Raw genomic sequence first — 9522 nt, 5'->3', positions numbered from 1 at the left:
GGCAGAGCTCCGCTCTATGTAAGAGTTACCATTGATGGACAGGTCGCTGAAATTTCCCTAAATCGTAAGATACATCCTGATTATTGGGATGTGGCCCTTAAGATGGATAAAGAGCCGGGTACAGAAGCTAAAAAAACCAATGCCAAGATCATTTCTACCGAAATAGAATTGGAAGCTCATTTTACCGTTCTCAAAACGCAATATGAGCTTATTACACCTCAAATGCTCAAAAATGTGTTCAAAGGTGAGGAAGCAATACCAATAACGCTACAAAATGATCCCGAGGAAAACATTCCAACTTTGATAGAAGCTTTTGATAATTTCATCACCCTTTTTGAGAAAAAAGTACAAATTGGTTTGCGGGATAAAGGTACTCTACGGCATTGGAAGACAACAAAAGGAAAAGTAGTTTCCTTTTTACAATTCAGAAACCAATCTTCTGATATAGAATTATCCAATGTGACTTATTCCTTAGCAGAGGATTTCTATGATTACTTAACCCTTGATCCGGATCAGGTGTTAGAAGACGCAACCGCAAAAACACATATTAAGAAGACAAAACAGATACTGACCGGATGTGTCAACAAGAAGTTTATCCTGCATAATCCCTTAAGCGATTTCAGCTGTGGCAGTCAAAACAAGGAAGTTATTCCTCATGAACTGCATGAGCTGGAGATTATCTGTAACAAGTCATTGCCTATAGCGAGGCTCGATGAGGTAAGGGACGCTTATATTTTCCAATGCTTCACTGGTTTTGCTTTCCAGGATACTTACGACCTAACTCCCGAAAATATAGTAATTGTTGGCAGTAACAAAGAGAGGTGGCTTATTAAAGATCGTGGAAAAACCGGTGTTACTGAAATGGTCCCTATCCTGCCCATTGTTGAAGAGCTGATCGAAAAATATAAGGATCATTCCTGTCGGAGGATTAACAATAAACTTTTGCCGATCAACAGCAATTACCGCTACAATGCTTACCTAAAGGAACTGGCAGATATATGTGGAATGTCTTCTAACAATATAAAGGAGCAAGAATTCAGAACACACAGAGCCCGCCATACTTTTGCTCATATAATGTTGAATGCCGGCGTACCTTTAGAGGATGTGAGCAGAATGTTGGGGCATAAAAGTATTCGTACAACTCAAAGGTACTGCAAGGTAAATAAGCCCCGGATAAGTGAAAATATGGAAAAGGCGAAGGCGGCAATTTTTACCAAAACAGGAAAGATACGTAAAGTAGCCTGATCTTATTTCGGACGCAAGTTGAGTAAATTTCTTTGGTTTGCTGACGCAGCAAAGAAAATATTTACTATTTTGTGAAAAGTACTTTGATCTCTGGGAGCTAAAATTGCGATCATTGAATTTTCTTGACCTCCAACACAACATTTAGACTTTGTTATTTAAAATTGAATACTTTAAACTATGGGATTAAGTCCATTTTTTATTATTGTGGCATTACTTGGATATTCCGCTGAATTTGACCAGGTCCATATGGGAATGCTTGACACGAGATTCCGGGCGAAATTGACCACCTGATTCCGGGCAAACTGACCAGGGTATTCCGGGTGAAATTGACCACCTCCTGGGCAGGGCAGAATGCTGTAGTAGCAACCATAATTTTGGTAGTTTAACCCAACTACCCATTATGGCTAACACTACGATCAGTATGAGCAAGATTAGGAAAATCTTAAGGATGTACACTCAAGGACGTAGTATTATGTCCATAGCCGCCCAGGCCGACGCATCCAGAAACACAGTAAAGAAGTACCTGTCCTCTTTCAAGGATTGCGGCTTTACCTTTGATGAGGTCAATGCCCTCAACGACAAAGAGTTGGAGGACCTTTTTGGCAAAAGCAAGGAGCAGGCCTACTCTGATCGTATGCAATCCATGCTACGTTGTTTTCCCCATGTAGATAAAGAACTTAAGCGTACCGGTGTGAGCCGGCATATGTTATGGCAGGAATATCTCAAAGAATTTCCTAATGGATATCAATACAGCCAGTTCTGTTTTTATTTCAACCAATGGAAGGCCAGGGTAAACCCTGTAATGCATATCGATCACAAAGCCGGCGACAAGCTTTATGTGGACTTTGCCGGGGAAAAGTTATGCATCACCGATAGGGATACTGGTGAGGTCCTGGCTGTAGAGGTCTTTATAGCGATCCTTGGCGCTAGCCAGCTTACATATGTAGAAGCGGTAATGAGCCAACAGAAAGAAGACTTTATTTCTGCCTGCACTACATAGGAGGCGTTCCGGAAGCTATCGTTCCGGACAACTTGAAGGCAGCCGTAACCAAGACCAGCCGCTACGAACCCACCCTGAATGAGACTTTTGCCGATTTTGCCGACCACTACGGCACTACCGTTCTTCCGGCCAGGGCTTTTCACCCAAGAGATAAAGCTTTGGTGGAGGGAGCTGTCAAGATCATGTATACGCGGATTTATGCGCCTTTGAGGAAGATGGTCTTCCACTCTTTAAAGGAGCTTAATGAAGCTATCCACAGAGAGCTGGAAGCTCATAATAACCGCTTATTACAGGGGCGCAACTATAGCAGACGGCAACAGTTTGAAGAAGTAGAACGGGATGCCCTTGCACCACTACCGGTTCTACGCTACGAGCTTAAGAAACAGTTCTATGTGACAGTGATGAAGAATGGTCATGTCTGCTTGGGGCCGGATAAACACTACTACAGTGTCCCATACCGCTTTATTGGCAAAAAGGTAAAGCTGTTATACTCCAGCTCACTGGTGGAGGTCTATTATAATTATGAACGTATTGCCCTGCATTCACGGTCAAAGGGACCACATCACTATACAACAGACAAAGAACATATGGCCACTACCCACCAGTTCGTTACTGAATGGACTCCGGAACGGTTCCTGATATGGGCAGCTTCGATCCACGAAGATGTCCGCCTTTATATCCAGCACATATTTGATCGGAAGCAGCATGCCGAACAGGCCTATAAATCATGCCTGGGCATACTGAGCTTCGCACGTAAAGTCGGCGATGATCGGTTGATCACAGCTTGCAAAAGAGGGCTTAACTATGGCATCTATAATTATAAGACCATACAAATGATCCTGGAAAGGAACATGGATCAATGCCACGACAGCTTGTTTGCCGATGAACTGCCGATGCCGGATCATGACAATATCAGAGGAGAAGAGTATTATCAATAGTTAACTCCTTAAATACAATTATAATGAACACGAACACTTTAGACAAGCTACGAGCAATGAAGTTCTATGGTATGTTCCATGCCTTTAAGAGCAGCCTTGAAACAGGGCAGACTAATAATTTTACTGCAGACGAACTATTGGCCCATCTGATAGATGCCGAATGGGATGATCGCCAGAACAGGCGTATCGAGCGGCAGATCTATTCTGCAAAGTTCCGCTATAAAGCATCTATAGAAGATGTCAATTATCATGCAGACAGAGGTATTGATCGTAACCAGATAAAGCGCCTGGCTGACTGTACATTTATCAGTCGCAATGAAAATATACTCATCTCCGGCAGTACCGGTATAGGGAAGAGTTATATAGGGACTGCCATTGGTTACCAGGCATGTATGCTTGGATATCGTGTATTCTATGCCAGTACACCTAAGCTCTTTGCTAAGCTGAAAATGGCCAAGGCTGATGGCTCTTACCTTAAAGAAACCTCAAAGCTGGAACGGCAGCAATTGCTTATTTTCGATGACTTCGGTATCCAGCCCTTCGATGCACAAAGCAGGGCTTCTCTGATGGAAATCATCGAAGATAGGCATGGTAAGTCCTCAATGATCATAACTTCTCAACTACCTGTGAGTAAATGGCATGAGGTGATCGGAGAGAAAACCATTGCGGATGCAATCCTGGATCGTATTGTTCATAATGCACACCGTATCGATCTAAAAGGAGAATCAATGAGAAGAAAAAGAAAGGCTGAACCAATCGAAAATGAGTACGAATAATCGCTTTTAATTATTTAATTTTGAAAACGCTACTACAGCATTTTTTGCCCCTCTTCGCCAGCTAATCAGCTGGTCAATTTGCCACGGAATACCCTGGTCAACTTTCCCGGAATACCTACCAATAGGACCTACTGGGTTCTCCGGCACATTTCCCATGGCCGCATAAGGGCTCCAAACCTGTTCCCCTCCGGCATCGGCAAGCGGATCGGCGCTTAGAAACCGACCGATCTGCGGGTCGTATTGCCGGGCCTGGAAGTCCATCCAGTTCAGTCCAAGGTCCTTGATGTATTCATTGCTTTGGTATTTGCGGCGGTTCTCACTGAAGTCGGTAGACACACCGCTCAGCGGCTGTATCGGCAGGCCATGCGGGTAATAGTGATTTTCTTCCAGCAGGTTGCCCTTGCTCACTTCATTTAAGCTTATCAAAAAGAGATCTATTTTACGAAAAACCAACCATAGCATCCCTTTCATGAAATACCGTGAAGGAATTAAATCAACGTATCTAATATCAATTTAATTCAAATCAATTTGCACGCCGAGCTTTGAAAGCCGTTTGCTTCTTTGCTCCACAGAATCTAAAAACAATGTCTTTCTAAAATTATCATAATCTTCTTGGGAAATAACCTTGTTCATATATGCAACTGTCAACGAGTCAAATGAATTGCTCAATAATGAGTGCCAGCGGTGAATATCTGTTGCATATTTCAACCTAACGGAATCAAGGTTTTTTCCTACTTGAACTTCATTAATTGCTTCAAGATAAAGTTTAGCGCTTGAATCGACATAGCTCTGTAAATTTCCAGCATCTATTTGGGTATTCCCTACATGACGGTTCTTCAGGTTTGAACCACTACAAGAGTAAATGCCCAAAACACTAATTAGTATTATTGCTCTTCGACACATATTCAAAAAAGTCGAGTTATTGCCCAAATAATTACAATAGGGACTGCCAATATTAATATACCAACGAATGCATCGCTATAACGATTACTTGCTCTAAAGTAGCTCTTAAAATTACCTTTACGCCCAAGGATCGTCCACTTAAAATATGCCCCTGGCCAACATAGAAGACCTGGTAAAATTGCTCTGAAGAAAAAGTCCAATAGCCCATCAATCATGATTGTAAGTCTTTTTATATGCTTCTTTGATAAATGTACTTGTTGCAAAGTCAGCAACCTTATTTACACCTGGATTCCCGAAATTAAAGAAATAGAAGGCCGGCCCTTTAAAAAGGCCGTAAACTCCAAAAGTGTTACTTACCGTATTAGCAGTTGCGTCCATTACTTCAAGGCCCTGCTCTTTACTTAAATCACCTGCTGTCATAAGAGACTTTGCTGGATAAAAATGCCAATCTTTGAATTTATACGGCACTGCCCAAGAAACTCTGCTTCTGGGGTCTCGTGGTGTTCCCTCATGTGGACCTTCACGTGCAATTATAGCAGCTTGATTAATTACTGGCGTTGTAATACTGGTAATTGTCAATACAACACTATTGATTGAACCTTGTACAAAGTCACTAACCCAGTTCACCCCTCCGCCAAAAAAGCCACTGGTACTTGCCTCTACTAAAGTATTACCACCAACCTGCGTCAGACTCCCATCACTATTCTGTACCCACTTATAATAAGAGATACTTTGCCCTTCCATATGAGTAATATATCCTTCACTTTGTAACTGCGCTTCGGTTTCTCCCGCAGCAATATTATATCCCATAATTTTATCTAGGAAGTATGAATTATTCATCATTTGGGTGTTCAGGTCCATCATCCAGCCGGCCATGCCTCCTGGTGCATTGGCCTGGCTACCACCACTACGGATAATAAAGCCTGGTATTTGTGGCAGCCAGTTCACGGTGTTGAAATAATTAGGCAATTCTCCATTCGGATCCACATTACTCTCCGGCGCATTGCCCATCGCAGCATAGGGGCTCCATACCTGTTGCCCGCCGGCATCAGCAAGCGGATCGACAGCCAGGAAACGACCGATCTGCGGGTCGTATTGCCGGGCCTGGAAGTCCATCCAGTTCAGCCCAAGGTCCTTAATATATTCGTTGCCCTGGTATTTGCGGCGGTTTTCGCTGAAGCCGGTCGACACGCTGCTCAGCGGCTGTATCGGCAGACCATGCGGGTAATAGTGGTTTTCTTCCAGCAGGTTGCCCTTGCTTACTTCCACCCTCAGCTTATCAAAAAAGAGATTTTTTAGGAGAAACCAATCGTAGCGTCCCTTTCAGGAAACGCTGCGGTAAAGTAAAATGAATCCAGTAGTCAATAATATACCTGACCTTATTAGTATACTACTGTAAAATTTTGACGACTTACAGATATATAAAATTAAGTTTATAATAAAGACTGGTGATAGCAGTATTAATCCTCCGCTTAAAATAATTGGAGCTCCCATCCATTTATTTAGGGCAAACAAAACTCCTGGAACTACAATCGCGAAAACGAGGCCGACAGTTACCGACCAAAGCAATCGTTTCCATTTTATCGCTTTATAAGAATTGTTTTTGAAAATGCCTCTCCAAGGAATCTCATTAAATAATAAGAAACCAAAAAATAGATAAAATAGAGAGAGCAGCATAAAAGAAAGGGTAGACAAGAATACTCCTCCTTCTACAGAAAATAGCCGGAGACATAAACCTAGTATAGATATTGTTAGTAATATTTTTTCAATTATTTTCATATATAAATATATTATATTATTTTTTACATAAACCTTAAAACCACACATCACCTTCACATTCAATAACAATACCTTCTGCCCTTAATTGATCAATTAAATTTTGAAATTCTACTTTTTTATCCTCAAGTCTGAAACTTATTTTCTTTTTTTTACTTTGGTTTTCATTATCTAGATAGTTCATAATCATAACTGGAGCAATTCGGTTTTGAATTGAATACCTCACGACTTTAATGTTTAAAATATTCTTCTCCATGTATATTTGGGTACCAAATTTTATGAAGGAATATTTAATTACTAATTTTTCATTACATAATATAAATGTTTTATACTCTCTTAATTTCATTAATCCTAAGAGAATATCTATTAGAAATATTCCTAAAAGAATTTGTATCACTTCATAAAATCCAATACGTAAAAAAGGTATGAATAGTAGTACTATTACATTTATTGAAAATAATATTACAAATAGACCGACTGCGGCATTATTGTTTGGTTTTACTACCATGTTAATTTTATTTTTTCTTGTAATAATCTTGTAGCCCTTTTGCCGTCACTGGAGACCAATAATACATAAAGAGCGCTTTATCAGATGTGTTCAAAAGGAAAGTAGAAGTATTGGCATTTCTTATTAAAGCACCGTAGGAGCCAATAATTCCAAAGACACCGAAACCAACACTTGCTGTATTATACATTGCGAAAACAGCTGCATTTTTCTTCGCTACTGCTGCTACTGAATACTTTCCACCGGTACCAACATCTAATAAATTATCGCCAGCAAAAGCTATATTTCCCCAAGTCACAGCGCCCAATCCGCCAATACCTCCTGTTATAAGTGTTAAGTTAAAGGCGAAAGTCGCCTTCATCACGGGTAATCCGTAGTTTGCGTAGCCGTCTGGGCCTTCATATTTATCCACTCCGTGATTCTTTAATCTTCTATCGGCAGCATTAAACGCAGTACCAAGTTGGCTTGATTTCGCAAGTGACCCTAACCAGTTCCCGAAGTTGTTAGACCAACTATCTAAAACTCCAAGCATGCTTCTCGGTCCTTTAGGATCATAAGTCAACAACGTTCCTCCAACCCCGTTAACAGAAAAATCCATTCCTTTAACCACATTTTCATAGCTTGTCATTGCTGATGCATACTGCGCTTGCCCTTCTTCCGTTGCTCTGCCAGCATTGGCAAATGCACCAGTCTCAAATACTTCTCCCATTATACTTGCGGCTTGCGTGGCATGGCTGTTGACATAACTTTCTAGTGCGGAACCGGTTAAACCGCCCCAACTCTTCCCATCAAAGATGCTGCCTATGCCACTTTTAAACAAGGAACCTCCGGGCATATACATATTCGCAGTAGGGAAGAAATCAATTCGCCGGGAAGGCAACATTTCGCTATTAAACAGACGGGCTAGCGTAAGGTTAAGCGCAACAGTCCCATTCGGATCCACATTGCTCTCCGGTGCATTGCCCATCGCTGCATAGGGGCTCCATACCTGTTGCCCGCCCGCATCGGCAAGCGGATCGACAGCCAGGAACCGACCGATCTGCGGGTCGTATTGCCGGGCCTGGAAGTCCATCCAGTTCAGTCCAAGGTCCTTGATGTATTCATTGCTTTGGTACTTGCGGCGGTTTTCCCTGAAGTTGGTCGACACGCTGCTCAGCGGCTGTATCGGCAGACCATGCGGGTAATAGTGATTTTCTTCCAGCAGGTTGCCCTTGCTCACCTCGACATTCAGTTTATCAAAGAACATATTGCTGCAGGGGATACATTGCAGGTCGCGCCAACGGCTGCTCAAATATACGGCTAAATAACCGTTGGCGGGGATCACCTTGGCGCCATTGCTGCCGATGCTGCCCCAGGCGCCGTTGCCGTTCGCCTGGTAGGCGCCGGCAAATTCGCTCACCAGCTTCATATTTTCATCAAACAAAGCATAGGTAAGGTAAGCCTGCGGCCGGTCGGGATCGATGCCCTGATCCTGGATCACGTTTTCCAGGGCAGAGAAATTCTCCTGGGTAAAGAGCTCATTAACTAATTTGGTATTGTGACTTTCACCGGGAAGGCCGCCTACGCCATTGGTCAGTGTGCTGATAATACTTCCCATCATTTGCTCAGCCGTCACCGGCTCGGTAGTATTGCCTTCAAAGGTTTCATAATAGTTATTGACGTTCATATCCACCCGGTCGCCTGCCATCACTTTCACCAGAAGGGAGGTGCCCACTTCACGGCCGGCTTCGGCGCCATTGAGCCTTCCGGCCTTACTATCGCTCGGATCGGTGCTGGCAGGTTTTTCGTCCCGTATCTCGCCTACTTTTTCAAAAAGCATACCTTCCAGGTTGGCGCTGGCTACTTCGTATGTAGCTAGATACTGGCGTATCTCGTAGGTAATGATGTCGATAGTGCTGCGCACATTGCCCAGGTGGTCTTTGACAAAATACTCTTCTTTTACGGGTGTCGTGCTACCGTAGTCGAATACGGTGCGGCCGCCCGCAGTAAGGGCGTACTGCAGCGTGTCGTTCCGGTAGATGAAGTTGCCGATATAGTCGGTGCGCTTCGTGGGCTTACCCGGATCGATCACCAGCTCCTGAACTTTGCTGCCGGCGGCATCGTAGCTGTACTCGATCTTTTTACCGCCGCCCAGGTCGATCGCTACAGGTTTATTGAAGTGGTTGTAAGTAACACTACCGATCCCTTTGTTGAGGTCCTTGCTCAGGTTGCCATTGCCATCGTAAGCATAGTCCCCGCTGCCGCTGTGGCCGTTCTGAAAGTCGCCTGCGCCGTAGTCGGCGATGCCCTGGTCGCTAACAGCATCCAGCTGGTTGCCATTGGTATACTTGTAGTCCAGTATGTCCATATCCACGGGACCGGTGCCAGGCTTCACACCAC

At 43.3% G+C, this 9522-nt stretch carries 9 protein-coding genes; 4 read left to right on the top strand and 5 right to left on the bottom strand.

Going from position 1 to position 9522, the window contains the following annotated elements; genetic code table 11:
- The 4 genes from DZC79_RS20850 to istB form a co-directional block, all read left to right on the top strand.
- Positions 1 to 1245 (top strand): site-specific integrase (locus DZC79_RS20850; RefSeq protein WP_157977326.1); only part of this gene is annotated, 1245 nt, incomplete at its 5' end.
- A gap of 400 nt (positions 1246 to 1645) precedes the next feature.
- Positions 1646 to 2245, top strand: a complete 600-nt coding sequence (locus tag DZC79_RS21575; protein ID WP_317124966.1) for a helix-turn-helix domain-containing protein — start codon at positions 1646 to 1648, stop codon at positions 2243 to 2245.
- 32 nt (positions 2246 to 2277) lie between these two features.
- Positions 2278 to 3183: a Mu transposase domain-containing protein gene (locus tag DZC79_RS21570; protein ID WP_198666981.1), complete on the top strand. Its 906-nt coding sequence runs from the start codon at positions 2278 to 2280 to the stop codon at positions 3181 to 3183.
- A gap of 23 nt (positions 3184 to 3206) precedes the next feature.
- Complete coding sequence (gene istB / locus DZC79_RS20840) at positions 3207 to 3959, top strand: IS21-like element helper ATPase IstB (RefSeq protein WP_118953559.1); 753 nt, start codon at positions 3207 to 3209, stop codon at positions 3957 to 3959.
- Positions 3960 to 3965: 6 nt separating this feature from the next.
- On the opposite strand, the gene DZC79_RS20835 is transcribed toward istB, so the two are convergent.
- The 5 genes from DZC79_RS20835 to DZC79_RS20805 form a co-directional block, all read right to left on the bottom strand.
- Complete coding sequence (locus tag DZC79_RS20835) at positions 3966 to 4430, bottom strand: RHS repeat domain-containing protein (RefSeq protein ID WP_118953558.1); 465 nt, start codon at positions 4428 to 4430, stop codon at positions 3966 to 3968.
- 42 nt (positions 4431 to 4472) lie between these two features.
- Positions 4473 to 4829, bottom strand: coding sequence for a hypothetical protein (locus tag DZC79_RS20830; RefSeq protein ID WP_157977325.1), 357 nt, complete (start codon positions 4827 to 4829; stop codon positions 4473 to 4475).
- A gap of 240 nt (positions 4830 to 5069) precedes the next feature.
- Positions 5070 to 6131: an RHS repeat domain-containing protein gene (locus DZC79_RS20820; RefSeq protein WP_157977324.1), complete on the bottom strand. Its 1062-nt coding sequence runs from the start codon at positions 6129 to 6131 to the stop codon at positions 5070 to 5072.
- Between the two features lie 544 nt (positions 6132 to 6675).
- Positions 6676 to 7146, bottom strand: a complete 471-nt coding sequence (locus tag DZC79_RS20810) for a hypothetical protein (protein WP_118953553.1) — start codon at positions 7144 to 7146, stop codon at positions 6676 to 6678.
- A gap of 7 nt (positions 7147 to 7153) precedes the next feature.
- Positions 7154 to 9522: RHS repeat-associated core domain-containing protein (locus DZC79_RS20805; protein WP_317124965.1), on the bottom strand; the 2369-nt coding region annotated here is incomplete at its 5' end.

This window comes from Taibaiella helva, from assembly GCF_003545695.1.
Taxonomy (GTDB): domain Bacteria; phylum Bacteroidota; class Bacteroidia; order Chitinophagales; family Chitinophagaceae; genus Taibaiella; species Taibaiella helva.
This window is presented reverse-complemented; position numbering and strand designations above follow the sequence as displayed.